This is a genomic window from Flavobacterium silvaticum, assembly GCF_012911565.1.
Classification (GTDB): Bacteria; Bacteroidota; Bacteroidia; order Flavobacteriales; family Flavobacteriaceae; genus Flavobacterium; species Flavobacterium silvaticum.
This window is the reverse complement of the sequence record NZ_JAAMPU010000107.1, coordinates 70695-97189: the sequence shown is the minus strand read 5'-3', so window position 1 is coordinate 97189 and position 26495 is coordinate 70695. Positions and strand designations below refer to the sequence as shown.

At 44.5% G+C, this 26495-nt stretch carries 24 protein-coding genes and 1 other RNA gene; 10 read left to right on the top strand and 15 right to left on the bottom strand.

Features of this window, described 5'->3' with window-relative positions:
* Nucleotides 1-234 precede the first annotated feature (234 nt).
* On the bottom strand, nt 235-594 hold the full coding sequence (locus G6047_RS12215) for a VOC family protein (RefSeq protein ID WP_235946539.1): 360 nt from the start codon (nt 592-594) through the stop codon (nt 235-237).
* Nucleotides 595-883: 289 nt separating this feature from the next.
* Nucleotides 884-982: signal recognition particle sRNA small type (gene ffs / locus G6047_RS12210), an RNA gene on the bottom strand.
* Nucleotides 983-1070: 88 nt separating this feature from the next.
* Between ffs and G6047_RS12205 the strand changes: the two genes are divergently transcribed.
* The 3 genes from G6047_RS12205 to G6047_RS12195 all read left to right on the top strand — a co-directional run bounded on the left by G6047_RS12205 (nt 1071) and on the right by G6047_RS12195 (nt 4090).
* Nucleotides 1071-2123 (top strand): glutaminyl-peptide cyclotransferase, encoded by a 1053-nt coding sequence (locus G6047_RS12205; RefSeq protein ID WP_169527910.1) that lies wholly within the window; start codon nt 1071-1073, stop codon nt 2121-2123.
* Nucleotides 2124-2218: 95 nt separating this feature from the next.
* Nucleotides 2219-3067, top strand: a complete 849-nt coding sequence (locus tag G6047_RS12200; RefSeq protein ID WP_169527909.1) for an alpha/beta hydrolase — start codon at nt 2219-2221, stop codon at nt 3065-3067.
* Nucleotides 3068-3391: 324 nt separating this feature from the next.
* Nucleotides 3392-4090: a carboxypeptidase-like regulatory domain-containing protein gene (locus tag G6047_RS12195; protein WP_169527908.1), complete on the top strand. Its 699-nt coding sequence runs from the start codon at nt 3392-3394 to the stop codon at nt 4088-4090.
* A gap of 73 nt (nt 4091-4163) precedes the next feature.
* Here the strand turns inward: G6047_RS12195 and G6047_RS12190 are convergent, their stop codons facing one another.
* Together G6047_RS12190 and dnaK are read right to left on the bottom strand one after the other, a co-directional pair.
* Nucleotides 4164-4745, bottom strand: a complete 582-nt coding sequence (locus G6047_RS12190) for a hypothetical protein (protein ID WP_169527907.1) — start codon at nt 4743-4745, stop codon at nt 4164-4166.
* Between the two features lie 163 nt (nt 4746-4908).
* Complete coding sequence (dnaK, locus tag G6047_RS12185; protein WP_169527906.1) at nt 4909-6798, bottom strand: molecular chaperone DnaK; 1890 nt, start codon at nt 6796-6798, stop codon at nt 4909-4911.
* 160 nt (nt 6799-6958) lie between these two features.
* Between dnaK and G6047_RS12180 the strand changes: the two genes are divergently transcribed.
* The gene (locus tag G6047_RS12180; protein ID WP_169527905.1) at nt 6959-7582 is read left to right on the top strand and encodes a hypothetical protein; all 624 of its coding nucleotides are present in this window, start codon (nt 6959-6961) and stop codon (nt 7580-7582) included.
* On the opposite strand, the gene G6047_RS12175 is transcribed toward G6047_RS12180, so the two are convergent.
* The gene (locus G6047_RS12175; protein ID WP_169527904.1) at nt 7558-8217 is read right to left on the bottom strand and encodes a hypothetical protein; all 660 of its coding nucleotides are present in this window, start codon (nt 8215-8217) and stop codon (nt 7558-7560) included. The two genes, G6047_RS12180 and G6047_RS12175, sit on opposite strands and share 25 nt — an antisense overlap.
* 280 nt (nt 8218-8497) lie before the next feature.
* Between G6047_RS12175 and G6047_RS12170 the strand changes: the two genes are divergently transcribed.
* From G6047_RS12170 to G6047_RS12160, 3 genes are all read left to right on the top strand, one after another.
* On the top strand, nt 8498-9940 hold the full coding sequence (locus G6047_RS12170) for an MBOAT family O-acyltransferase (protein ID WP_169527903.1): 1443 nt from the start codon (nt 8498-8500) through the stop codon (nt 9938-9940).
* 4 nt (nt 9941-9944) lie between these two features.
* Nucleotides 9945-10916: a hypothetical protein gene (locus G6047_RS12165; protein WP_169527902.1), complete on the top strand. Its 972-nt coding sequence runs from the start codon at nt 9945-9947 to the stop codon at nt 10914-10916.
* Nucleotides 10917-11020: 104 nt separating this feature from the next.
* Nucleotides 11021-12448 carry an L-serine ammonia-lyase gene (locus tag G6047_RS12160; RefSeq protein WP_169527901.1) on the top strand — a complete coding sequence of 476 codons (1428 nt, stop codon included), beginning with the start codon at nt 11021-11023 and terminating at the stop codon, nt 12446-12448.
* 3 nt (nt 12449-12451) lie between these two features.
* Here G6047_RS12160 and G6047_RS12155 read toward each other — a convergent pair whose 3' ends face one another.
* A complete protein-coding gene (locus G6047_RS12155) occupies nt 12452-13690 on the bottom strand; it encodes a flavin monoamine oxidase family protein (protein ID WP_169527900.1) in 1239 nt (412 codons plus the stop codon).
* A gap of 98 nt (nt 13691-13788) precedes the next feature.
* Here G6047_RS12155 and G6047_RS12150 point away from each other — a divergent pair, with 98 nt between their 5' ends.
* Nucleotides 13789-14001, top strand: coding sequence for a hypothetical protein (locus G6047_RS12150; RefSeq protein WP_169527899.1), 213 nt, complete (start codon nt 13789-13791; stop codon nt 13999-14001).
* A 44-nt stretch (nt 14002-14045) separates the two neighbouring features.
* Here the strand turns inward: G6047_RS12150 and G6047_RS12145 are convergent, their stop codons facing one another.
* The 4 genes from G6047_RS12145 to G6047_RS12130 all read right to left on the bottom strand — a co-directional run bounded on the left by G6047_RS12145 (nt 14046) and on the right by G6047_RS12130 (nt 18222).
* Nucleotides 14046-15821 (bottom strand): PKD domain-containing protein, encoded by a 1776-nt coding sequence (locus G6047_RS12145; protein ID WP_169527898.1) that lies wholly within the window; start codon nt 15819-15821, stop codon nt 14046-14048.
* Nucleotides 15818-16246 (bottom strand): hypothetical protein, encoded by a 429-nt coding sequence (locus tag G6047_RS12140; RefSeq protein WP_169527897.1) that lies wholly within the window; start codon nt 16244-16246, stop codon nt 15818-15820. Before G6047_RS12140 ends, G6047_RS12145 begins: the two co-directional genes overlap by 4 nt.
* A gap of 162 nt (nt 16247-16408) precedes the next feature.
* The gene (locus tag G6047_RS12135) at nt 16409-17125 is read right to left on the bottom strand and encodes a hypothetical protein (protein ID WP_169527896.1); all 717 of its coding nucleotides are present in this window, start codon (nt 17123-17125) and stop codon (nt 16409-16411) included.
* 44 nt (nt 17126-17169) lie between these two features.
* Entirely contained in the window at nt 17170-18222 is a 1053-nt protein-coding gene (locus G6047_RS12130; RefSeq protein WP_169527895.1) for an AI-2E family transporter, read from the bottom strand.
* A gap of 44 nt (nt 18223-18266) precedes the next feature.
* Between G6047_RS12130 and G6047_RS12125 the strand changes: the two genes are divergently transcribed.
* Nucleotides 18267-18728 (top strand): NUDIX domain-containing protein, encoded by a 462-nt coding sequence (locus G6047_RS12125; RefSeq protein ID WP_169527894.1) that lies wholly within the window; start codon nt 18267-18269, stop codon nt 18726-18728.
* A gap of 74 nt (nt 18729-18802) precedes the next feature.
* Nucleotides 18803-19492, top strand: coding sequence for a Bax inhibitor-1/YccA family protein (locus G6047_RS12120; RefSeq protein WP_169527893.1), 690 nt, complete (start codon nt 18803-18805; stop codon nt 19490-19492).
* A gap of 70 nt (nt 19493-19562) precedes the next feature.
* Here G6047_RS12120 and G6047_RS12115 read toward each other — a convergent pair whose 3' ends face one another.
* The 5 genes from G6047_RS12115 to kdpB all read right to left on the bottom strand — a co-directional run bounded on the left by G6047_RS12115 (nt 19563) and on the right by kdpB (nt 26423).
* Nucleotides 19563-21278, bottom strand: a complete 1716-nt coding sequence (locus G6047_RS12115) for a sensor histidine kinase (RefSeq protein WP_169527892.1) — start codon at nt 21276-21278, stop codon at nt 19563-19565.
* A complete protein-coding gene (locus tag G6047_RS12110) occupies nt 21275-22399 on the bottom strand; it encodes a sensor protein KdpD (RefSeq protein WP_169527891.1) in 1125 nt (374 codons plus the stop codon). Before G6047_RS12110 ends, G6047_RS12115 begins: the two co-directional genes overlap by 4 nt.
* Before the next feature lie 81 nt (nt 22400-22480).
* Nucleotides 22481-23800, bottom strand: coding sequence for an outer membrane beta-barrel protein (locus G6047_RS12105; protein ID WP_169527890.1), 1320 nt, complete (start codon nt 23798-23800; stop codon nt 22481-22483).
* Nucleotides 23801-23813: 13 nt separating this feature from the next.
* Nucleotides 23814-24365 (bottom strand): K(+)-transporting ATPase subunit C, encoded by a 552-nt coding sequence (locus G6047_RS12100; protein ID WP_169527889.1) that lies wholly within the window; start codon nt 24363-24365, stop codon nt 23814-23816.
* A gap of 15 nt (nt 24366-24380) precedes the next feature.
* Nucleotides 24381-26423 (bottom strand): potassium-transporting ATPase subunit KdpB, encoded by a 2043-nt coding sequence (gene kdpB / locus G6047_RS12095; protein WP_169527888.1) that lies wholly within the window; start codon nt 26421-26423, stop codon nt 24381-24383.
* Nucleotides 26424-26495: the final 72 nt, after the last annotated feature.

Here is a 26495-nt window from a genome sequence, read left to right as displayed (position 1 = left end):
CCATCTCCATTATCTCTATATCGTAAATTAATTTTATCACTGGTCTTCATTTGAGCTTACTAGAATGTATGACCATAAATCGTCCCCTCTAATACTTATGAGAATATAGCCAACGTTTAGTAGTGGATGCGGGCATGAAAATTCTCTGTTCCATGCGCCTTAATCATCTGTTGCTAATGTTACTGGCCGGATTTTACCAACATTTTCAAATACACCCTCTAAACTGGCTTAAGGCTACACTTCACAACCGAATTGCAGCAAATATCCATTGTTGTCATAAATGGCGAATTCCCGCATCCCCCATTCGAATGTTTCCGGTTCGTAACAAACGTTGACAGCATCTTTCAGTTGCCTGAAAAGCCCGTCCGGATCTGGAACTTTGATGTAAAAACTTCCGGTGAAAAAAGGCTTATCAAACGGAATATGCTCATTCGGTTTGGCAAACATAAACTCACAATCATCTTTGTAAAGCGCCGCCCAACCCCATTCGTTGTTTCGTTCGCCGCAGGTAAAACCTAACTGATTCGTGTAGAAATCTATGGATTCGTCTAGCTCATTGGTGTAGAGCATTGGGATTGGAGCTGAGAATTTCATGTATATAATTTACTGTAAATATCCTGAATTTCCATAAATAGATATCGGTCCGGGTTGAAAACGTCCGCGTTAAGGATGGAGGCATATGTTTGAGCTCTTTTTGCTGTTAATGATCTTCAACCGTAAGAAATTGCTGTTAGAGTAAAAAAAGTCATGAAGCATTCTGACTGCAAAAAAGCGAGTGCCGAGAGCCTGGCTGGAGCAAATCGATTGTTGCTTTTTACAGAAAGTTTCCTGCGACAGCAACGCCAAAAAAAAATCCTCCAAAAGGAAGATCAAAAAAAGAAAAAAAAGGCAAGCGACCTGTATCGCACCGCTACAACCGCGTACCCTTGCTATGTTCCCATCCTGGGGGATTCTGCAGGAGCTGGTCGTACAGGACTTGCCGTTGCAAATATACTATCTTTTCGTATTTTCGCAAGCGCCGGAGGCCTAAAATAGCTGGACGAAGGCACAAAACAACAAAAAAACATAACATGTCTTCATACAAATTATTAACAACCATTGGGTTAGGTCTTTTACTCGGGTCTTGCGGAAAAGATGATCCGAAAGAAAAATTTTTCAGCTTCAATGAGTCCAACTTCAAAACGAAGTATAAAAAGGAAGATTCGGTGACGTTGGAGCTTACGAGCCTTAAGGATAAAGCTGTAGACAGCGTGGTTTATTTTGTTAACGATAAAAAAGCGGCGTCTGTAAAAGGGTTGCAAAAAACTGAATTTGCGTTAAAAGATGTGTCTTTCGGATACCAGAAACTAAAAGCATTGGTTTATTTCGACGGGGAAACTTCAGGCCAGGAAATCGACGGACGTATTGAAGTGGTTTCGAGCATAGAACCCAAGTTGCTTTCATACAAAGTGTTGAATACCTATCCGCATGATGTGGCCGCTTTTACCGAAGGACTTGAATTTTATCGTGATACGCTGATGGAAAGTACGGGCCAAAAAGGCGCGTCGTGGATCCGTAAATCAGATTTCAGGACAGCTAAGCCATACAAGCAGGTTGATTTGACACCGGAATATTTTGGCGAAGGCATCACGGTAATCGGCGGAAAAATCTATCAGCTCACCTATCAGGAAAAGACAGGCTTTGTCTACAACGCCGACACAATGAAAAAAGAAAAGGAATTTACCTATGACAAAGACATCGAAGGTTGGGGAATGACGAACGATGGCAAATACATTTACGCCAGCGATGGAACCGAGAAAATATGGCGCGTGGATCCGGCGACGCAAAAACATTTGGATTATGTAAATGTGTATTCACAATCCGGAAAAATACAACGGGTGAATGAATTGGAATTTGTCAATGGAAAACTGTATGGAAACATCTGGCAACAAGATGCCATTGCCCTTATTGATCCGGTAACGGGAGCCGTGGAAGGGATTCTGAATCTTGCCGACCTTCGCAAAGAATTAAAGGCAAAAGAAGCAGAAGTTCTCAACGGAATCGCGTATCGCAAATCTACCGGAACGTTTTTCGTGACGGGAAAGAACTGGGATAAGCTATTTGAGATTTCGATCAGTAATTAATAATTGGCTGTCTGTAAATCAGATTCTGCAAAAATAAAAACCTTGATTTTACGTTGATTACAAGCAGGTTTCGGCCTGCTTTTTAATTTATTGCTATGAAATATATTGCTTCTTCCCTATTCGCTTTACTTTTTTTGTTTGGGTGTGGTTCAGATGATGATGCCACCCAGGATCAACCCAATCTTCCTGCACAGACGCTGACGGACGTTTCTTACGGACCAGATGCGGAGCAAAAACTCGATGTCTATCTTCCTGCTGACAGAACCTCGGATACCAAAGTTTTCGTCCTCGTACACGGAGGCGGCTGGACAGAAGGCTCCCGAACCGATATGGGCTATGTAGTTCCGGCTCTACAGGCTGAATTTCCGGATTACGCCATCGTTAACCTTGATTATAGATTGGGAACCGATACGAGTCCGGCCTTCCCGAAACAGATCGATGATATAGCTTTGGCAATTCAATTCATCCAAAACGCCGGTTACCAGATTTCAGATGATTATGGATTCATAGGAGTAAGTGCCGGAGCGCATCTGTCTTTATTATACAGTTATAAATATGATCCCGATCATGAGGTAAAAGCGGTTTGCAGCATAGTCGGTCCGACGGATTTCACCGATCCGGCTTATATAGGAAATCCGGTTTTTGAATATGGGCTGACCCCACTCATAGGAAATGTTTCCTATGACGAAAATCCGGAACTTTTCGCCGAAGTCAGTCCGGCTACTCATGTTTCTTCTGAAGCTCCGGTTACTGTGATGTTCTACGGCGGACAAGATCCGTTGATTCCGGTTTCACAGGCCACACGTCTTAAATCCAAATTGGATGAAGCTGGTGTTTACAATGAATATTATCTATATCCGGAAGGCGGCCACGGCGACTGGGATTTACCGACGATGATTGACTTCCAGACAAAATTGATTGCTTTTTTTGAGGCGAGGTTTTGAGGAGAGCTTGATTTCAAACTTTAACTTTTGCGGCAGTTTTTGTGTACTAAAAGTATTTTCCAAATCATTACTTTGGCACTGGGGAGGGGCCAATGGTATTCCCTACATAATCCTGAAATTTATGAGATACATTTTTCATATATATTATGTTAAAGTTTCAAAAGATTGAATATTCCATATTGCAAGTACCTTCCCATGATATCTTAGCGAATCTGTATGAAGTCTCATCGTAAGAGAGACAATCTGTGAAAGCAACTAAAAAATTTTCACCTCCTTCCCAACCTTTTTGTTTCAATTGTACTCTATACAAGAAAACCTTAGGTCATGAAACAAAATATCATTCTCTCGATTGCGCAACCCTGCCATGAAAACTGGAACAAAATGACTGCCTTGGAAAAAGGGCGTTTTTGCGATTCCTGCCAGAAAAAAGTATTTGATTTTACTTCCGATTCGGATAGGCAAATACTCGAACGAATCAAAAACCAGGAAAACCTCTGCGGACGATTTCTTCCGTCCCAACTGGATCGCCCCTTGATCACCCCTTCAAAAAAATATCCCCGATACCTTGCTGCCACGATTGGCTTCTTAGGGTTATTCAGTTCAGGAACTACGGCAAATGCACAATCAATCAAGGGCGACACAGTCCTGGTAGAAAGAAAAAATCTGATTGTAGGCAAGCCTGCGTCCAATCCGGCAATTAAGGGAATTGTCCTGGCAAACGGAAAACCATTGAAGAATGTAAAAATCAGTATCGACGGAAACATCATCAATACTGTCACTAACAAAAAAGGCGAATTCACGTTGCGATGCCAAAAAGGCTCAACGTTGATTTTCATTCATCCTGACTATGAAAAATGTGAAGTTGTGATTCAAAATAACCAACCTGTCAAAATCGAACTTAAAAAGAAAAATGAAGATAAATATATATTGGGCGGCTTGGGCTTTGCAGGTTTTGCTCCTGTAAACCAATCTGCAAGGAAAAGGTTCCTTCAAAAACTAAAAGGATTATTCCGTAATAAGTAAGTTAGGTTGTTAATTGAGTAATGAGAAAAGCCCATCTATACTGATGGGCTTTTTGCTTTTAGAAGCTAGACGATTATTTTTTATTCAGGAATTTTTTCTGATCTGCATTGTATACATATTTTGTTTCGGACGATTTTCCTTTTACGATCAAATCGCCAGCCGGTGTAATGGTCAGATCCATTCCTTCATGCCGCTTTTTATATTGGGTTTCAGATACCACTTTGACCTTATCAAGGAATACGACTTCCGTAATATCCGTATCTGTTTTGGTATTCGTGAATAGATTTGCCTTTGTCGCCGGATCATAGATTTCAGTCCGCACTGACGTACTTTCTTCCAACTTTGTTTTCAATTCTCCGACTTTTTTCTTTTCTGTCCAACTGAGGCTGCACAATTTGGCACCGCCCGATGTAAATGGCGTAATCTTCACATCTGAAACTGTTCCGCCTAAAGTCCTGGCGTGGACCGTATCTGTTTTCGTAAGGTAAAACACCAGGAATCCGTTTCCGGCTTCGGCTTTCATGTCACCTGATGTGGCAAGTGTCTTTGTCGCTGTGGTTTTGGCCTTACCCTTTGTAGATTTCTTTTTTGATTTTTGAGCGAACGAACCGCTGCAGGCCGCAATAGCGCAAAGTAATAGCAGGTATTTTTTCATGATTTGGATTTTTTCTACAAGATAGGGAAATGGTAATTAACAATTAACAATTAATGATTAACAATTTGAGCCTCATTTCAGGGACAATTTAGGGCAATAAAAAACCGGACTGTTTCCAATCCGGCTTTCAAACTTTTAACCGTTAACTGTTATCTGTTAACTATTATTTCACTTCCTCAAAGTCCACATCCTGAACATTGTCCTGTGACTCTGCCTGTGGAGCTTCCTGCTGTGGCTGGCCCTGAGCGGCTTCACCTTGCTTGTACATTTCTTCGGAAGCATTTTTCCACGCCTCGTTGATTTTGTCCAATGCAGGTTGGATTACATCGACATCTTTGGATTCATAAGCGGCTTTCAATTCGTTCAAAGCGCCTTCCAGAACTGTTTTGTTTCCGTCGGAAAGTTTATCCCCAAGTTCCTTCAGCTGAGATTCCGTCTGGAAAATCATGCTGTCAGCCTCATTGAGTTTTTCTGCTTTCTCTTTCGCTTTTTTATCTGCGTCGGCATTGGCTTCGGCATCTTTACGCATCGCTTCGATTTCTTCCGGAGTAAGTCCCGATGAAGCTTCGATACGGATATCGTGTGATTTCCCTGAACCTTTATCGGTAGCCGAAACTTTGATGATTCCGTTCGCGTCGATATCGAACGTAACCTCGATTTGAGGAACGCCTCTCGGTGCCGGCGGAATCCCGTCAAGGTGGAAACGACCGATGGTCTTGTTATCGGCAGCCATCGCTCTTTCTCCCTGCAACACATGGATTTCAACACTTGGCTGATTATCTGCAGCTGTCGAGAAAACCTGTGATTTCTTGGTTGGGATAGTCGTATTCGATTCGATCAGTTTGGTCAGAACACCGCCCATTGTTTCGATACCAAGTGAAAGCGGCGTCACGTCCAAGAGCAATACGTCCTTTACATCTCCGCTCAAAACACCGCCTTGGATGGCAGCACCAATAGCTACGACTTCGTCAGGGTTTACGCCTTTCGACGGTTTTTTACCAAAGAATTTCTCCACTTCTTCCTGGATTTTCGGGATACGTGTAGATCCACCGACGAGGATCACTTCATCGATGTCAGATTTTGACAAACCGGCATCTTTCAATGCTTTGGCAACCGGTTCCATGGAACGCTTTACCAACGTATCTGCCAATTGCTCGAATTTCGCGCGTGTCAATGTTTTAACCAAGTGTTTCGGCCCTGAAGCCGTAGCCGTTACATATGGCAGGTTGATTTCTGTCTGTGCCGATGAAGAAAGCTCTATTTTCGCTTTTTCAGCAGCTTCTTTCAAACGTTGCAATGACATTGGATCCTGACGCAAATCAACACCTTCTTCAGATTTGAATTCGTCAGCCAGCCAATCGATGATCACCTGATCGAAATCGTCACCACCTAAATGTGTATCTCCATTCGTAGACAATACTTCAAAAACGCCATCGCCCAATTCAAGGATAGAGATATCGAACGTACCACCACCCAAATCGTAAACGGCGATTTTTTGGTCTGTGGATTTTTTATCGAGTCCGTACGCCAAAGCAGCAGCAGTAGGCTCGTTGATAATACGCATTACTTTAAGGCCAGCGATTTCACCGGCTTCTTTTGTAGCCTGGCGCTGTGCGTCATTAAAGTAAGCCGGAACCGTGATGACGGCTTCCGTTACGGTTTGCCCAAGATAATCTTCGGCAGTTTTTTTCATTTTCTGCAATGTCATCGCTGACAATTCCTGAGGCGTATACAAACGGCCATCGATGTCCACACGGGCCGTGTCGTTGTCACCTTTGACCACTTTATAAGGAACGCGGTCTGCTTCATTTTTGGATTCAGAGTATTTGTTACCCATGAAACGTTTTACCGAAGCGATGGTTTTTGTCGGGTTGGTAACCGCCTGACGTTTTGCAGGATCACCAACCTTGATTTCGCCACCTTCAACAAAAGCAATCACCGATGGCGTGGTGCGCTTGCCTTCCGAGTTCGGGATAACCACCGGCTCACTGCCTTCCATTACTGCTACGCAGGAGTTCGTGGTACCTAAGTCAATTCCGATTATTTTACCCATTTTTATTATTGTTTATTGTTATCGTTATTTTTTATTTCGCCGCCCGTTAGTCAACCATTGTGCCATTGAGGAAAATGTCAGGAAGAGGTGACAAGATGACATTACAGCCTTCTTTTTATTTTACGGGCTTTTTTCTATATTGAGCTCAAAACCAAACCAAATGAAAAAACAACTACTACTTTTCTGCCTTCTGTCTGCCTTACTTACCTGCGCAAGACCGCGTCCGGGTAAACTCTATTTCACCAACGGCACCATGCGCGAAGGTCTTGTAGATTTCAACGAGACCTGGGGTTTTTATAAACAAACGGGCAATTGGGTCGGGTTCAAGGCCGATTCCACCGCAGCCGAAGAAAAAATCAAAAGCGATGACCTGTCACGGATGGAAATAACCATGGGCAACGAGATCAATGCTTTTGTCAGATTGTACACGGCTCAGGGTCATAATGACAAGGTTAAGAAAGATAAAAAGAAAAGCTGGTTTCCGGTTATGTATCATAGTGCCCGTGTGGATTTCGTAGGTTATGAAGTGGTGGGCGACATCCGTACCTCGACTCCCGGAACCTATTATTATATGCATTATCCCAATACCGATTATGCACTGTATTTCTGGGTCGACATCAAAGGCATGGCCATGATAGGTGGCAAGAGCGCCATGCGAAAGACAGTTGCGGAACGTTTTGCCGATATCTGCCCTGAATTGGTCAAAGCCATGGAAGAAAAAGATTTCGAATCGAAAAGCGGCAAGCAGGTAATAGAATATTATCTGGAGAAATGTGGCTCATGACACCAGTTGTGAACCGAGAGTTTTCGCGTAAAATGCAACAAGTTCAACTGTACAATCGTGAAAACGTAGTAGCCCCATTTTATTTGGGACCATTGTTCAAAGCTTCCGTCAAGCATCAAAGCGCAAATTGAGATAATCAAAAACAACAGATTGACAAATTGAAGTCGGTACAGCATCTTTGTCCATCGGGAAAAAGAAATTGGAAAGATCAAAATGGTAAACAGGACGATAAATGAAAAGCATAGATTTTTAATCCAAAAACTTATGTTCCCCACAAATTTCTTCATCCCTTTTTCATGATATTCGTCTTGTAATTCTTTGAAAGGAATCTTTTCAGTAAACAGGCTTTCTAGCTGTTCAAACCCGAGTTGTGAAATTTCGTATGCGTTTTCAGATTCCGGATCGTCCATAAACCTATATATCGATTTAAAAGATAATCCATCTCTTATCGGGACACTTGTCACAACAGTATCAGATTTAGCATTTATTGGGGAAATAGAATCCACAATAACTTCTTCGGCCTTTTCATCTTTTACCCTCCTCAACCTGCTACCATTGCAATGATCATAAAAAGGCGCTATCAACAATAAAAATCCAATCGCGCTTAAAATCCTGACAATCGTTTTACTTTTCATTTGTTATCGATTTCCTAAAAATCTCAAAACCAAACACTATTCCATAAATCGCCTGGAAAAATATAACGAAATCGAATCAACCTGTTACGCAATTTGCCGTTACTATAAATCGCGTAACACATAATCAGGTAACACTAATTTCTGATGCTGTGTTTCCAATAGTCAACTTATCCATCACTGACAGGGTTGATTGTTAACTATCAATCGTTAGGTAAACATTCCTCAATTACAAAAATCGTTTTTACAGCCTTGTTGCTATATTTGCGGCAACCTGACAGCCATGCTTTTCAATTCCGCGGGTTTCGCGATTTTTCTTCCGGTCGTATTTGCCTTATATTGGGGTTTGTCGCGCAAAAGCCTGAAATTGCAAAACGGCTTATTGCTTGCGGCAAGCTATTATTTTTACGCGTGCTGGGACTGGCGGTTCCTGTTTGTCCTGATTTTTTCGACACTGCTCGATTATTACACTGGAATCCGGATAGAGAACGCCCTGAAAACAAACCATAGAAGATTCTGGTTGTGGCTGAGTATTATAATAAATGCCGGCTTTCTGGGTGTTTTCAAATACTACAACTTTTTCGCTGATTCTTTTGCGGAAGCTTCATCTCACTTAGGCCTTTCGATTCATCCCAAATTGCTCGAAATTGTATTGCCGGTTGGAATTTCGTTCTATACATTTCATGGACTTTCCTACGTGATCGACATTCATAAAAGCCGAATCCGCGCAGAACGCAATTTTGTAGATTATTCGCTCTTTGTCAGTTTTTTTCCGCTTTTGGTAGCAGGGCCAATCGAACGCGCTACGCATCTGCTTCCACAGCTAAAGGAAAAACGGCCATTCGACCAGGCCAAAGCTACAGACGGGCTTCGGCAAATTCTTTGGGGCTTCTTTAAAAAAGTAGTGATTGCAGACAACTGTGCCCATTTCGCCAACCTGCTTTTCGATACGCATTCCCATTCGGGCGGATCGACTTTGGTTTTAGGCGCGATGTTATTTGCAATACAAATCTATGGTGACTTTTCCGGTTATTCAGATATTGCACTGGGCACAGCCCGTTTATTCGGTATTGATTTACTGCGAAACTTTTCACATCCTTATTTTTCCAGAAATATCGCTGAATTCTGGCGGCGCTGGCACATTTCCCTTTCATCGTGGTTTCGGGATTATCTTTACATACCTTTAGGGGGAAGCAAAGGCGGAACCTGGCAAAAAATCAGGAATGTATTTATAATTTTCCTCGTAAGCGGCTTTTGGCATGGGGCGAACTGGACCTTTATCGTGTGGGGATTATTGCACGCGATTTATATGATGCCGTCTGTCCTGTTGAATCGCAACAGACGCCATATGGAAATCGTGGCCCAGCATAGAAGCCTGCCAAACGTACCTGAAATCCTGTCTATGGCAGTCACTTTTTCATTGGTCTGTTTTGCATGGATTTTTTTTCGTGCCGAGAACCTTTCACACGCACTCGATTACATTTCCCGGATGTGCTCAGGCCCAATGGCCATGGAGTCAACTTTTTTACATTCCAAGATGTATCCTTTCTACATACTTATCGTTTTCTTTTTCTGTATTGAATGGATTGGAAGACGTCAACCGTATGCCATTGCCTCACTGTTTTTGTCGAATGTTACATTGAGATGGGGGTTCTATTATTTGCTGTTGGCCATAATCCTTGTTTTTGCTGCATTGAATCAGCAATTCATTTATTTCCAGTTCTAGCCCGATGAAAAAATTTCTTAAACGCCTGTCGCTTTTTTGCCTGCCACTGGTAATCCTAAGTTATCCCATCGATCGCTGTATTTCAATTAACCTTGAAAAGTCGAACGGATACGCAATGAAAGAATACGAGCCGTGGCGTGATCTTGTACACGGAAAGGTAAATTCAGATATCGCAATTTACGGCAGTTCACGTGCCTGGGTTATGGCAGATCCACAACTATTGTCTGATACGCTGGGATTGCCGGCCTATAATCTCGGCGTAGACGGATATACGTTTGGAATGGAATATTGCAGTCACAGATTACTTCTGGACAGGAACCGTCAGCCCAAACTCATTGTGCAGATACTGGATCCGCATACGCTTACCTATCGGGATGATTTATACAATCCGGACCAATTCCTACCGTTCTTACTTTGGGATCGGGAATTCATCAGTGCTACATCGGGACGCACAGGTTATAATCTGCTGGATAAGTATGTCCCTTTAATCAGATACTACGGAAAGTTAGGAGCAATCAAGGAAGCTTTTAGGATAAGTCGCGGACAACCTAACCCCGTCGAACGAAAACATGGATTCCAATCGAGTGACAGGAATTGGATGGGAGATTTTGAAAAAGTGAAGAAAAATTTTCACCGGCAAATCATAACTATTGATTCACGCGTCGTGCAGCAGTTCAATGATTTTCTTTCGGAATGCCGTCTAAAAGGAATCAAAGTGGTCTTTGTCTTTGCTCCCGAATATATAAAGGGCCAATCTTTTACAAAAAATCGTGCAGAAGTCATGGAGTTGTATCGGGATATAGCTATCAAAAACAAAATTCCTTTCTACGATTATTCACAGGACAGTCTTTCCATGGATCAATCGAATTTCTACAATGTTTCCCATATGAATTCCAAGGGTGCAAAAAAATTCAGCAGCGACCTTGCGCACCGGCTTAAAATGGAATCGGATTTTAAAATCCTGTTCGGCAACTAATTATCACTATCTCGTTTTTACTATATTATTTTTAGATTATCCTTAAAATAAATGAGATTTTAAATCAACCTATACGTATTTTTGTAAAAAAATAAGTTGCTACAATGGAAGAATGCATCTCCGTATTCGACATGCTTAAAATCGGCGTCGGCCCATCGAGTTCCCATACACTTGGTCCGTGGCGCGCAGCCGAACGTTTCCTATCGGAACTCAAATCGGAACGAATCTTCGACACGACCGAAACCGTAAAAGTCCACTTATACGGATCGCTGTCACTGACGGGAAAAGGACACGCTACAGATTTTGCGGTCATGCTTGGTTTAAGCGGACAGGATCCGGAATACATCCCGGTTGAAGATATTTCAGGAATCGTTGCGAAAATCCAGGAAACACAGGTGTTGAAGCTAGGGAATAACAAGGAAATCCCGTTTTCATTTCTAACGGATATTGTCTTCCACAAAGATTTTCTCCCGTTCCATGCCAACGGATTGAAATTCACCGCTTTTTTGGAAGATGGTTCTGAATATGAAACCACGTTCTATTCCATCGGCGGCGGTTTCGTCGTCAAGGAAGACCGGCCGAACGCCAAAGCCAAAGAAATCATCAAATGTGCGTTTCCATATCCGATACAAAAGGCGGACGAACTCCTCGCCTATTGCAACCGACACAACAAGAGTATTTCAGAAATCGTATACGAGAACGAAAAGTCGATGCGTCCGGAACCTGAAGTCAATTCAGAATTGATGCGTATCTGGGAAACCATGCTCGAATGCATGTACATCGGCTGCCACACTTCCGGGACATTACCCGGTGGTTTGAACGTGCGTCGCCGTGCCTTCGATATGCACCAGAATTTAATTGGGGAATTACCCTATTCGAATCCGTGGGAATGGCTCCATGTGATCCGCAAGACTGAGGTTAAATTCCGACAGATATTGAAATGGGTTTCCTGTTTCGCATTGGCCGTCAATGAAGTCAATGCATCCCTCGGACGCGTCGTAACGGCTCCGACCAACGGAAGCTCGGGCGTGATCCCGGCCGTTCTGATGTATTATCTGGTCATTGAAAACCACAAAGCGGGTGAAAAGGAAATCAAGCAATTTTTGATGGTTGCCGGCGAAATTGGCAGCATCTTTAAAAAAGGCTCGACCATTTCGGCAGCCATGGGCGGATGCCAGGCCGAGATTGGCGTGTCGTCAGCGATGGCGGCAGGAGCACTTTGTGAATTGCTAGGCGGAACACCCGAACAGGTATTGATGGCGGCAGAAATCGCAATGGAACATCATCTTGGCCTTACGTGCGACCCGATTGGCGGATTGGTCCAGATTCCGTGCATCGAACGCAATACCATGGGCGCCATAAAAGCCATCAACGCGGCAGAACTCGCCTTGGAAACCGATGCCAAAAATGCCAAAGTCCCCCTCGATAAAGTAGTCGATACCATGTGGAAAACGGCCCAGGACATGAACTCGAAATATAAGGAAACGAGTGAAGGCGGATTGGCCGTTGCGGTGAATATGGCAGATTGCTAAAGATTACTGTTTCAATGTGGAAATTTTCCTTGCGACAGACCGTCCGCTTTGCAAAGCCGCTTCCACAGTAGCAATTTCACCTTTCGGGTGCAAGGCTTCCCCTGCAAACCAAATCGTATCTTCAATGCCTCTGTTCAATTCGGCTATGGCTTTTTTGGATTCGATTTTCAGATAAGAATAACCGCCGCCGGAAGCTGAATCTGTATCATATGTAAAGACCGCCCCGATTTTGAAAATGTCGCGGATATCACCGAATACAGGCACAAGTGCGGCCAGAGCTGATTCGATAATTTCGGCATCTGTTTTATCCTGATACTCGGATACATGAGAATTCCCGATCCATCCCGTCAGTATCGGCTTGTGTTCTTCGAGCTGCGTCCAGAACGTGATGGATTGGGGCGTGAATAAAAAACCGAGCGCTTCTGCCCTTTCTTCCCAAAAAGCACGGTCGAATTCAAGGATGATTTTGATGACATTTCCGAATCCGATGGCATGGAAAAGATTAAGCTTATGCGGAATCGGATGAACGAATTCCAACTGTCGGGCCTGCATATTTCCTACCGATGAAGTAATTATTACGGCTTCCGCTTCATAGATTTTATCCGAAGCATGGACTCTTACGGCATTGGGTTTCCAATCGATTTTTGATACTTTCGCATTCAGATGTAATTCATACTGACCTTTGGCCGATTCGTTATGCAGATACTGCAGCAAAGAGACATAGCCCGAATGCGGCCGGTATTGCTGGTCTTCAGACGCCCATTCCTCACGGATACTGAATACGCTGAGATTATCGGGATCAGCCAGATCAAGCCCTTGGGCCATTGCTATAACTTCTGTACGGAAAGAATTATGTTCTTTTCCGGGAAAATTTTCCTCAAGAAATTCTGAAAGCGTCTGATCACGTTGGAGGGCATCGGCTTTTTCATAAAACAATGACCAGACTGTACTATCTCCAAATCCCGATTTCAATCTGCCGGATGCAAACGAATAGAAATGCCCCGAGACTTTTGAAACCGGAAGCTTTGCTTTTTTCATGAGTGAAAGCGTAAGCGGAAGTTCGCCATGGATGAATTCGGCTGCTGCTTCTATAGTCTGGGAAAAACCATCCGGAATGAGTGTATGTATCCTTCCGCCAATCCGGTTTTCACGTTCGAGGACGATTACCTCAATATTTTTCCGCGTCAATTCATAAGCCGCCATAAGCCCGGCCGCACCGGCTCCGATGATTATCATTTTCATAGCAGAAAGATACGAAATGGTAAAACCGGAAAGACTGTTTTATACGTACAATAATGTATCACGATCAATCGTTCCATAAAAACCAAACTCCATTCATTATGTTCAGGATGCTTCTGAAAATTATTTCCGTAAGCCTTGTGCTTTTCATTATTGCCGGCTGTGCCACTGTTTTGAAAGACGATGCGAATCACATCAGCGAAGGTTTGTTCATGGCTTTGTACCTGGGTGTTTTGATAACGGCCCTGATATTCATTCGGCGTTATAAGATTATCCGCCGGTTTATAGACGACCGTATTAATTTACCGGAATAAAAAAGAGGGACTAAAATCCCTCTTTTTCATTATTCATTTAACCATCAATTCTTTATCAGGCGTTTGACGATGTGTCCGGAAGCATCGGTAACGGTAATGAAATAAATTCCAGATTGCAAGTCTGAAACATCATACGTCTGGGCCTTGTCATATGCCTTGAGCCGCTTGCCACTCGCATCTGTAATGGTGATTTTTGTGGAAGACGGATCGAATCTGTCAATACCTGCAATCTTAAAGTTGTCGTTGGCCGGGCTTGGGAACAGTTGGATCTCATCTTCCCCTGTAATATTGGCAATTCCCAACGCTTCGAGTTCGACGCATTGTTCATAGTAGTAAGTACACCCGAAATTATCGGTCACAAAATAAGTAAAGCACTCCTCTCCGGCTTCTGGCGAACCTACGATAGCTATAGTGTCATATTGCTCTATAATTGAAGGGTCTGGCAACCAGCCTCTTTCCATGATTTGTGTCTCAAAAGCCAGGTCGTCCGGCAAAAGCTCAGGTGCGAATTCCAGAGTCCAATCGAAGATAAAGCCGTTATCAATGGCGAGATTATCCGTAATAAGTATAGTCCAGGTCCCATTCAGCGGAGTTCCGACGAGCGAACTGAAGCTACCTTCCGAAAGATATGTTCCGGGAACTACGCTGACTCCACTCGATCCGAAATAAGGAATATATGTTGGGGCATCGACAAGTGTGGTAGCTGCATCCATTGAAAAACAGTATTCACTTCCGGTTCCGGGCTCGAAAGGGTTGTCCTGGTCGTCTACCGGTATTCCAAGCCAGGTATTGCCCCCGCCAGGATACGATTTCAATACCACATCCAGGCCGTTCGGGCTTACCAATCTGATAGTCAGATCTCCCAGATAGGAATGTTCCATATTCAAACAAATACCCAAAAGTTGATCTGGATTCGATAGCGTCTGCCCAGGGTCGTAACAATTTACATAAATAGTGGATTGATAAGATGCGCCGCTACCGTCAGGAAGAAAAGTAACTCCGGGAACAGATGGCGTACAGTCATACGTGAAGCTGGCAGAACTTGTCTGGGCTTCCATCCATAAACTATTATCTTCATTAAGGTCTGTAGCGATTAATACAGCAGGCTCGAACGACGTCTGGACCACGCGGTTCAAAGAATTCGTATTGATACAGCCGGACGCGTCGGTAACCCTGAGGCCAATCATGTAAGCACCTCCGGTTTCAAACGTGTGGGTGATATTCTGGCCTTCGATTTCCAGATCTCCAATGGTCCAGACATAGGTCGCTCCGGCCCCGGAATTGGCAAATACCGCATCACCGTTGAACTGGACCGTTGTTCCGGGACATATCTTTATGAGTCCGTCCGCCGGATCGGCCTCAGGAACCGTACTTACCAAAACGGATTCTATCGATTGGCAAGGCGTTACACATAAAACGGAAGCTTCCCAACCGCCCATCGTAGTCTGTCCGTCTGAAAGAAACCGAAACGTAAGCGCGCCTGAAGTATTCGTCGCCGATGCCTTAAGTACCGGCGGCAGCGTTTCTCCCGTAAATCCGCCAATCAACGGTGCCGTTACACTTCCGCCATCGTAGACGAATAAAATATCGGCCTGGTCTTCAAGACTGAAACTTGAGAATGATACCTTGACCGAAGAACCCGCAAGCGAAGGATAAAATGTCTTTGTCAGGTTTTGGTTGAGGTTGTAATTTCCGTCCGGACCGCCTGAATCATAAAAAAGACCATCACATGTGGTTGAAGATCCATTGTTCATATTGAAGTTCTGTCCGATGCTATGTAACGAAGCGAGAAACAAAAATCCGAGTAGTATCTTTTTCATGATTTCGCAACGATTTGAGGATTGACGACAAGCAGGTAATTTGTTCCGTCGATTCTGTAAACCAACGTACGGTTTGCAGTAAGCGGAATTTTGTATTTAAGGACATTGAAGGTATCGGGATTGAAAGCCGGTCCGGTAGTATCGCGTTCCAATTCGGGATTGTATTTATTGAATAATGGAACCGACGAAATCTTAGGAAATTTTTCACTGGAGCTTTCAGCTTGATTTACCAGTATAGCCCGCGTCTGCAACATATCTGCAAGAAGCTGCTTCCGGTCTTTGTCGTTCATGATCATGGTTTCGGTCTGGTTGCCGTATACCTCCCGGATTTTGGAATCGGTATTTTTACCCGTTGCCATTCCGCTTTGTGCATTGGCAATAAGTCCGGCAAACAGCAATAATATGCTTAAGTAATAATGCTTCATATCAGATTGATTTTTAGGCAATATAGTTTTTTTTGACAAACTTATCCAAAAGGAAAAATCGTTTTCCACACACACGATTGTTAGTGAATAATCCTTTGTGAAAGAGCCTGGTTTCTGTGTTTATTGAAAAAGGCTGACGTTTTTCTGCCATTTCAACTTAAATCACTTCCTGAAATGATAGACATAAATGGTTTTCTCTTTGGGAAAACTTTTTTTTACGGAATCGATCAGCCCGGTATAGGGAGAAATGTATTCCACCCGGTTTACGTAATCCGTTATCTGTCTCAGGATCGTATCGGCGTCATAGCCATAACGTACTTCGGATTGAATATTATCGTAGAGGTTCTTCTCTAAAATCCGGATCAGCTTTCCACGTTTATTATAGCTGTAGCGTCTAACCCATGTCGTATCCTTGTCGCTAACACAAATTTTTTGCTTCAAAAATTCCATCTTGTCGTCAAACAAATAATGGATCGTATCCTTTGTATAAGTCAGATAGGCTCCAAAACTTTTATGATAAACACATTCAAGGACCTTATGTTGTGACGGTTTGCATATATATGTGCTTTTAAGATGGCTATGGATGTCACTGTCAGTCTTGGCAATACGTATTCTGTTTATGGAATCATATTCATAATGCTCATTATCCATCCAGCCCAGCGTTGTGATCTTATCTGTGATGTAGCCGGAATGGTTTATGACAACGGAATCTTTTTGATAAATCGTATCTCTGGCTGCCTGCATTCTTATATAGTAATCGACTTTATTTCTTTTGAAAGCATCGATCATGGGATCCGGATCCAAATCTGGAAATGTGATCTTATTCTCGCGACACGAACACAGGACGAATGCCAATAAAATCAGAATAATCCTTTTCATGATATAAACGTAGTCGTTTGTTATGGATGCAAAAGGAAAACGCTCTATTTCCCAATCTCTTCTTCGCCGAAAAAAGCGGCCCAGGCTTTAAGTCCGTCGACCCGGTCAAAAACAATCTTAAGCACGGCAAGAATCGGGATGCTCAAAAACATGCCTTTTATTCCCCAGATCATTTCGCCTATGACCAATGCCAAAAGTGCCATGAGCGGATTGATCTTAACCTGCGAACCGACGACTTTCGGCATCACGATATTACTGTCGATAGCGTGAATGATTACTACAGCTATCACGACCCAAAGTACATCGGCAGGCGTTCCCGTGGCAAATGTCACCAAAGATGCCAGCAGCAAAGCCGAGAAAATACCTATGTATGGGATGATGTTGAAAATACCCGCAATCAGCCCGAGCAACATAGCGTATTTTATCCCGATACAGGAAAAAACCGTACAGGCCAATATCGATACGATCAGCATCTGGAAAAACAAACCACTCACGTAACGTTTGACTACGTGGCGAATCTGGTTTACGGCATCGCTTACGGTTTCAGAATGGGAATCATCAAACAATCCAGCGACTGCATTGTATAGCAACCGACGGTAAATAAGTATGAATAATGCGTACAGGAATGTAAAAACGAGGAACATCAGCAGCGATGAAAACGACAGGAGCATCGTCCCCAAAACAACCGTCCCCTTTCCCAACGCGCCATTCGCGGCTTCATTGATGTATTTGATTTGGGCTGAATTATCGATATGGAATGTTTGGGCCACCCAAGTCTGAATTTCATTGACCGCCTGGAGCAACTGGGCCTGGAATGCCGGAAAATCCGTAGCCAGATCTGAAAGTTGGCCCAGCAAAACAAAAAGCAACGAACCCACGATCAATCCGGAGCCAATCAATGCAGTCATGGCGGCAAGGCTTCGTGGGAATTTGAGTTTGCGTTCGAGCCATCCGGCGAACGGAAGCAGCAATAAGGCAAACAACAACGCAAACGCCAGAGGCTCAAGTACCGTCTGCCCGATTATCGAAATATAGACGATGGCAATAAGGCTGACCAGCACATGCGCCAGTTTGGTATAGAACGGATATTTTGCCATGAGCGTTTGTTTCTTGTAAATTTAGAGAATTAATCATGTGTGCGATGCCTAAAAAATCTGCCGGGATTTTATTGTTCCAAAAACAGCCTTTGCGGTTTTTTCTTGTCCATCCGGGCGGGCCGTTCTGGAAAAACAAGGACGATGGCGCGTGGTCTATACCTAAGGGCGAATTTGAAGCGGATGAACTTCCGATGTCTACAGCCATTCGTGAATTTCGTGAAGAGACCGGGATTGATTTATCTGACGAAACAAATTTTATCGAATTGCAACCTGTGAAGCTAAAATCGGGCAAAGTAGTTTTTGCTTTCGCCCTTGAAAAAAATGCCGATCCTGATTCCATAATCAGCAATACGTTTGAAATCGAATGGCCGCCAAAATCCGGCCGATTGCTTGAAATTCCGGAAGTCGATAAAGCGGCGTGGTTCGAATATGAAGAGGCAGTCGCCAAAATAAATTCCGGCCAGATTCCGCTTCTCGATGAAGTGAAGCAATTACAAAAGGGTTAATTTTCAACAATCTCGATTCTGCATAAGCCACAACAATTCTATTTTATTATTTTCGTAAAAACAAAACAGCATTTATGGAAAATCACAACCTTTTAGTCTCTGAATCTTCTGATATCGAGAAAGCAGCCTTCTACAAAAAAACATATATGCATGTCGCTTTGGCATTGCTGGCTTTCATTGCCGTTGAATGTTTATTTTTTCGTGTCGTCCCGGAAGAGGCGATAATCTGGATGCTCAGCGGAAAATTCATCTGGCTTTTCCTTTTAGGCGCTTTCTGGCTCGGAAGTACGATCTCGACAAAAATGTCTTTTGCCCCTACGCGCGGGCAACAGTACGCCGGCCTTGGGCTTTACGTAATTCTTGAAGCTGTTATTTTCCTGCCGTTGCTTTACATTGCCGCTTACAGTGTAGGATCGGCCGTTATCCTACAGGCCGCTATCGTCACTTTATTCATGTTCACCGGACTTACGGCAGTTGTATTTTTGACCAATACAGACTTTTCATTCCTGCGTTCGGCTATCATAATGGGCGGTTTCATCGCGCTTGGGGCTATCGTCGCCGGAATGATTTTCGGGTTTGACCTTGGCTTGTGGTTCTCGATATTCATGGTGGTACTTGCCTCCGGAAGTATCTTATACCAGACCGGCCAGATCAAGGACAATTATGAAACCGGACAATATGTTGGCGCCGCCTTGCAACTATTCGCATCTGTGATGCTGTTGTTCTGGTATGTGCTTCGGATTCTGATGAGCAGAAGAAGCTGATCCTTTTTCAGAAACAAATACGAACCGGGCCATTACAGCCCGGTTTTTTGTTTTAAGAATGATGGAAGTATCAGCTTTCAATCTGAGGCAGCCAAAACCAAAATGTGCTACCGTTCCCAACCGAGCTTTCAACGCCCATTTCGCCTGATTGTGCCTCGATGAATTCCCTGCTGATGGCCAATCCGAGCCCGGTTCCCGTTTTTGAGCTTCCCGGAACCTGGAAATACCTGTCGAATATCCTGGCCTGATATTTTTCGTCGATTCCCTGACCTTTGTCGGTAACGGAAAAGAATAAACGGGAATCACTTACCTTGACATCAACTTTTAAGACACTGCTTTCAGGTGCGTACCGAATGGCATTCGTAAGCAGGTTGTTCAAAACCCATGAGGTCTTTGCAGCGTCGGCGCGGACTGCAACAGGCGTATCCGGCAGTTCTACTTTGAGTTCGAGTTGTTTTTCATCGGCCTGTGTCCGGACGGCATCGAGTGACGATTCAATGATTTCAGACGGGCTGCAACTTTCCAGTGTCAGCTGTATATTTCCGGTTTCTACTTGGGACATTTCGAGCAGTTCTCCGGTAATTTTGAGCAATCGGTCGCTGTCATCCTTAATGCTTTCGAGCAACTGTTTTTGTTCGGCATTTGTGGTTCCCGTATTTTCTTTCTCAAGCAATTTGAGACTTAGCTTGATGGCCGAAATAGGTGTCTTGAGTTCATGCGAAACAGTGGCTATGAAATTCGTCTTGGCAAAATCGAGTTCCTTGAAAGCCGTGATGTTCCGCAGGATAATGAAATTTCCAATGTCCGCAACGTCATTTTCACCCGTCGGGACAACGCGGATATTGACTTTTTCCGGTTCAAAGTAACTTTCCTTTCCGTCGGCATAAATCTTCATAGCCTTTTTATTTGTGGCTTCCGACAGCAAAGAACGCATGAGGTCATTCCGGCCTGCGACTTCTTCCGCATCTTTGCCTACTACATCCGAAACTTTGAGGCCAAGGATTCGCAATGCCTGGTCGTTGGCAGACAAAATAATCCCGTTTTTATCAAGCCCGATAACCGGATCGTGCATGTTGTCGAGCAAGGTTTCGATGCGTTTTTTCTCGACCAGCAATTTGTTGAGGTTGCTGTTATTGTATTCCTGGAGTTTTTCGGCCATGGTGTTGAACGACCGCGCCAGATCACCGAATTCATTGCGGTTTTTGAAATGGACGCGGCGGGTGTAATTTCCTTTTGCTATCTCACGGATGCTGTCGGTTAGTTCGCGGATTGGGTTGGCGATATTTTCCGGCAGGTTTATCATTAAATTGAATGCGATCAGGAAACAGAAAGTCCCGGCAATGGCAATCCATAGGTTCGCGGTATCGGCGGTTCTTTTAGCCAGGTCGCCTTTGACTTTTATCGCACTCATATTGAGTTTCATGATTTCGAAAATGTCGCTTCTGATCTGGGCTTTGACAATTTCATCCGATCCGGAACCTTTGAGCTTTTCGAAATTCCGTTTGAGATCTATCGTGACTTTTTCTTCTCCTTTTTCGCTGATATTGCCTAATTGCTTTTCCAGATTCTGCTCAAAAACAATGCTTGCCGTATTCCTGTCTTTTGAAAAATCATCGAGCGCGCCAAGCATATTGCGTGAATATTCAAGCGTGTTGTAATTGGCCTTGAGAATGTTGTCGGTATCTTTTTTTATGGCGAAGATGTACCACGCACTGATGGTCGTCAGCAGTAAAATCATCAGCAACAACAAGCCGACGGCAAGATTCAGTTTGGTTTTTGTTTTCATGATAAGATGACTAAATCAACATTTGATGACGACAGGCTGTCGAGCAATCTCCTGAAACTGTTCGTAGCCAAAATTACCCGAATTATCCCAAAATGCGGCTTCCCGATGCAAACCGTCGTAATTTTCTTTTCGGTAGTGGTTTCCAGGATTACGTCGCTGATTTTGGTTCCTTGTATGTTGAGCACTTCGGCACCGAGTTCGGTCGCCAGCTTGAAATTGTTGATCAGGTGCCGTTGCCTGTCCAACGGAATTTTATCAGGACTTTCCTTTGGCAGTTCCACATAAAGCACATACCAATGCGCACTATTGTAGTAATTGGCCAGTCGTGCGGTTTTACGTATGATGGCTTTTGCGGTTTTATCGTTGCTGCTGATGCATGCCAGAAGCCGTTCGTGACGTATTGAAACCGTCGATGGAACCTGGGTTTCCACTTTCCTGAGAACCTGTGATGCGACTTCCTTTAACGCCAGCTCACGCAGTTGAAGGATCTGATCTGGCTTGAAGAAATTCCGCAGTGCCTGGGCAATCTTATCCTCGCGGTAAATTTTGCCTTGTTCCAATCTGGCAATTAATTCGTCTGCGGTCAGATCGATGTTGACCATTTCATCTGCCAGTCTCAACACACTGTCGGGCACACGTTCTTTTACTTCGATTCCTGTGATTCGCCTTACATCTTCATTGAGGCTTTCGATATGCTGGATGTTTATGGCCGATATCACGTTGATTCCGGCTTCGAGTATATCGATCACATCCTGCCAGCGCTTCTCGTTCTTGCTGCCTTCGATATTCGTATGCGCCAATTCATCGACGATGACGACTTCCGGCCTCAGGTTAAGGATGGCCTGTGTGTCCATTTCGTCTATGTCTTTGCCGCGATAGAACAAGCGTCTTCTGGGAATCACGGGCAAACCGTCGAGCAATGCGTGTGTTTCTGCCCGGTTATGCGTTTCTATATATCCGATCTTGACATCAATACCGCTTCGCAAAAGGCTGTGAGCTTCCTGAAGCATACGATACGTCTTGCCGACACCGGCGCTCATGCCGACGTAAATCTTGAACTTGCCGCGTCGCGAACGCTGGATTAAGTCGAGAAAATGTCGGGCATCGTTTTTATTTTCCATAACAGGTTCCGTTTAAAACAGGCAACCCGGAAACAACTTAAATCGTCCCCGAGCGCCAAAACACACACTTCTGCAACTAATTCAAAGCCTGAAATTCACGGCCAGTGTCAGCCGGTTTTCAGATTTTCGCAAGTCAGGCCGCCAATCGCCTACGTTTGTATCGACCCAACCGTCCGGGCTTGTCGTCCCATTCGGGCCCGCAAAATAAGGTACATTACTGCTGCGGTAACCGTATTCAAGACGGAAGGTGATGAAATCGTTCGGCATCACATCGAAGGTAGCCGTTCCCTGGAACATCTTCAGGTCTTTTCCGGAGGCAAGTGCATCGTTGAAATCATTATCCGCGACCGGGGAAGGCGAAAAGGCAAGATAAGCGCCAGGGTTGGTTATGACATCACCCCGTAACGTCAACGCGAGTTTATTTTTATGGAACCAGATCCTGTTGGCAAGCGAAGTCCCTAACATATAATTATCTTTTGCCTCCAAGCCTCCGCCCGACTGAAAACCGTAATGGGTATTAAGGCTGAAACCGGCCTGTGAAATACCGTTGCCCCCTGTATTGCGGTAATATCTGTACACGACACTATTGTCATGATGGAATCTGCGGACATCGGAATTATTGCGCGTATCCTGTCCGTTTAAATAGAAATTGGCGACGAGCTGCAGGTTTTCGTTCGGTCTGTAATAATTGGATGACCCGATGCCCAACCCCTGGTTCCAGCCGTTGTAGGTTTGCCAGCCATTGAGCAGCCAGAGTTCGGTCTTGAAACGCTTTGACGGAAAGAACTGAAAACGTGCACCCTGGAAATAAAACGGGGTGAAATCACACACCATGCTGCGTTGGTAGGACCAGTTCTCGCCTATCACATAACTTTCGAGCCCGATGTAGCTCATGAAAATACCCATTTCCGCATTAAGCCCGTAAGCCACGTTAAAGTGATAACCTGCCGCAGCTTCGCGGATATACTTTAAGTTATTGACGCTTGTGTTGCGGCCATGGCCAACGGTTCCGTCAAGATCCTGGACTATGGAAGCCATCTGTCCGTACTGCAGCCAAAGCCGCCCGATTACGTTTTTGTAATTGGTTTCGAGCCCGATGCTGGCCATATTGATCGTGAATTCATTGCTGCGCCCGATCGAAGAAGATATCGTATGGGTATTGTCCTGCGGATTGTGGAAGTCGTAATTGTAGTAGGCATCCACATAAGCGACACCGGTTACGATTGTCTCTCCGTCTTTATCCTTTAAGGTCAGTGGAAAATCCTTTTGGCGGTTCTGACCGTTGATCCAGGTCAGGTCCATGCCTTCGAACGGGATTCTGGAAGTCTTCAGGGAATCGGTCTGGGCATTAAGTCCAATAGATGCCAATACTAAAAAACTTAGTGTTTTGAAATTTGTCATGTTTATATAGTTGTTATTTTAATTCGTCAAGCGCGAGGTTCAGTTCCAGTACGTTTACCGTTACCGTCCCGATTACTGGTCTGTAGATTTTGGATTCGACGAGCTGTCTTACTTTCGATTCGTCTAATTTTCTCGCCCCGGCAACACGTTTGACCTGGACCAACGCGGCTTCGGCGGAAATATCGGGATCCAGGCCGCTGCCAGATGCCGTTACCATGTCTGATGGAACCTGCGATTTCTTCAGGTATGGATGTGCGATAAGGAAGGTATCGATACGTTTTTGTACCTGTTGAAGGTATTCGACATTGGATGGCCCTTTGTTGCTTCCGGCACTTCCCGCAGCATTGTAATCAACCGCCGATGGCCTGCCCCAGAAATAATTGAAGGCATTGAATCTTTGGCCGATCCGTCTGTAACCGACCACTTTTCCGTCAACAGAAACGGTTTCTCCTTTCCCGTGGTTTGGGGCAAATTGGGCAATGGCATAAACGGCAAGCGGATAGATTCCGCAAAAAAGGACTAACAGGATTATGGTCAGCCTAAACTGGATGAACAGATTTTTCATATTTATGATTTTGTTTTAGAAGAAAGTACCTACTGCGAGGTCGATTAATTTAATGCCAATGAAGGGTACGATGATACCGCCAAGACCGTAGATCAACAGGTTGCGTTGCAAAATGGCACTCGCTCCTATCGGTTTGTAAGCCACACCTCGCAACGCGAGCGGAATCAGCAGCGGGATGATGATCGCATTGAAGATGACAGCTGAAAGAATCGCACTTTCCGGTGAATGCAGCCGCATGATATTCAAGCCTTGTAATGCCGGAATCGCCGTAATGAAAAGTGCGGGTACGATGGCAAAATACTTGGCGACATCATTGGCAATCGAAAACGTGGTCAACGTTCCGCGCGTCATCAGTAATTGTTTCCCGATTTCGACTATTTCGATCAGTTTGGTCGGGTCGTTATCCAAATCGACCATATTTCCGGCTTCTTTGGCAGCCTGGGTTCCGGAATTCATCGCCACGCCCACATCGGCTTGGGCAAGCGCCGGTGCATCATTCGTTCCGTCGCCCATCATCGCCACGAGCTTGCCTTGCTGTTGTTCGGCTTTGATGTAATTCATTTTGTCTTCTGGTTTAGCTTCGGCTATAAAATCGTCTACACCCGCTTTTTCGGCAATGAATTTCGCTGTCAGTGGATTGTCGCCCGTAACCATCACGGTTTTGACACCCATCTTACGAAGACGATCGAAACGTTCCTTCATTCCGGTCTTGATGATGTCCTGAAGTTCGATGACTCCTTGAACTTTACCGTTTTTAATCACGACAAGTGGCGTTCCCCCATTTGAAGAAATCTCAGTGACCTTATCTGAAGTTTCAGGTGGAAAAGCATTGCCCGCATTTTCAGCGATGCGTCTTGCCGCGTCCTGTGCGCCTTTGCGGATGTCTGTTCCGTCTTTGAGAATGACTCCGGATGTACGGGTTTCAGCTGTGAATTTGATGGTTTGTGAGATGTGAGAAGTGAGAAGTGAAATGTCTAGGCCGATATCGGAATGCATTTGATTGCTAAGTTCAATGATCGATTTTCCTTCCGGAGTTTCATCTGCCAGCGAACTCAACACGGCGGCTTCGACAAAATCGTGGAAATTCACGCCCGGAGCCGGATAGAAATTTGTCGCTTTTCTGTTTCCGATCGTAATCGTTCCGGTCTTGTCCAGCAACAACACATCTATATCGCCAGCCGTTTCTACCGCTTTACCAGATTTGGTGATCACGTTCGCCCGAAGCGCACGATCCATGCCCGCAATCCCAATCGCAGAAAGCAATCCGCCAATCGTGGTCGGGATTAGACAGACGAAAAGCGAGATGAAAGCGGCAATGGTGATTGGCGCATTCGCATAATCGGCGAACGGTTTGAGGGTAACGCAGACAATGATAAAAATCAGGGTAAATGCAGCCAGAAGGATCGTCAGTGCGATTTCATTCGGGGTTTTCTGGCGGCTGGCCCCTTCGACAAGCGCGATCATCTTGTCGAGGAAACTTTCACCAGGTTCCGATGTAACCTGCACGACGATTTTATCGGACAATACTTTAGTACCACCCGTAACGCTGCTTTTGTCACCTCCGGCTTCACGAATCACAGGAGCGGATTCACCTGTAATGGCGCTTTCGTCAATGGTCGCGATACCTTCGATGATCTCGCCGTCCATAGGAATCGTATCACCGTTTTCACAGACAAATTTGTCGCCTTTTTTGAGTTCCGATGATTTGACTTCGCGTAGGGTTCCGTTTTCGAGAATCTGGCGGGCCGACGTTTCTTCACGGGTTTTGCGAAGACTGTCGGCTTGTGCCTTACCTCTGGCTTCGGCAATCGCTTCGGCAAAATTCCCGAAAAGCAAGGTGGCAAAAAGGATAAGGAAAATGATGAAATTGTAGGCGAAACTGCCTTCTGTCGTATTACCCATCAATACCGACACGCAGACTACAAGCATGATAAGTGTTCCGATTTCAACGCAAAACATCACCGGATTCTTGATCATCAACTTCGGATTTAGCTTTACGAACGATTGTTTGAGGGCCGAGAACACCTGGTCTTGTTGGAAGAGGGATTGTGACTTCATTGGTGAGAAATTAAAAGTGAGAAGTGAAATGTCTGGGCATTTCCGGAAAATTTGTAGCTTTCGATATCTCCG